General features: G+C 64.1%; 1 protein-coding gene. It reads left to right on the plus strand.

Going from position 1 to position 982, the window contains the following annotated elements:
- Positions 1-982: trimethylamine methyltransferase family protein (locus EOA33_RS36840; RefSeq protein WP_145989556.1), on the plus strand; the 982-nt coding region annotated here is incomplete at both ends.

Below are 982 nucleotides of genomic sequence, written 5' to 3' on the forward strand. Positions count from 1 at the left end.
ATCTCGACGGCAACCGCCGCTATGCGACTATCGAGGATTTCCGGAATTTCGTGAAGCTCGCCTATATGGCGCCGTCGATCCACCATTCGGGCGGCACGGTGTGCGAGCCGGTCGACGTTCCCGTCAACAAGCGCCATCTCGATATGGTCTACAGCCATATCAAATATTCCGACAAACCGTTCATGGGCTCGGTGACCGCGCCGGAGCGCGCCGAGGACACGGTGGCGATGGCCAAGCTTGTGTTCGGCGACGACTTCGTCGAGAACAACACGGTGCTGACCAGCCTTATCAACGCCAACTCGCCGATGGTGTTCGACGAGACGATGCTCGGCGCGTTGAAGGTCTATTCGCGCCACAACCAGGCCTGCATCGTCACGCCGTTCATCCTTGCCGGCGCGATGAGCCCGGTGACGGTCGCCGGCACGCTGACGCAGGTGCTGGCCGAGGTGCTGGCCGGCGCATCGTTCACGCAGTTGATCCGGCCGGGCGCGCCGGTGCTGTTCGGCACTTTCGCCTCGTCGATCTCGATGCAGTCGGGCGCGCCGACCTTCGGCACGCCGGAACCATCGCTGGTCTCCTATGGCGCCGCGCAGCTTGCCCGCCGTCTCGGCCTGCCGTTCCGCACCGGCGGTTCGCTCTGCGCCGCGAAGATCCCGGACGCGCAGGCGGCTTACGAGAGCGCCAACACGCTGAACTCGACCATTCTTGCCGGCGCGAATTTCGTGCTGCACTCGGCCGGCTGGCTCGAGGGTGGGCTGGCGTCCTGCTACGAGAAGTTCATGATGGACATCGACCAGCTCGGCATGCAGCAGAAATTCTCCGAGGGCGTCGACCTGTCGGAAAACGGCCAGGCGATGGACGCCATCCGCCAAGTCGGTCCGGGCAGCCACTATCTCGGCTGCGACCACACCCAGGCCAATTTCCAGACCGCCTTCTACCGCTCCAACACTGCCGACAACAATTCCTACGAGCAGTGCCTGGC

The organism is Mesorhizobium sp. M4A.F.Ca.ET.050.02.1.1 (assembly GCF_003997725.1).
Lineage (GTDB): Bacteria > Pseudomonadota > Alphaproteobacteria > Rhizobiales > Rhizobiaceae > Mesorhizobium.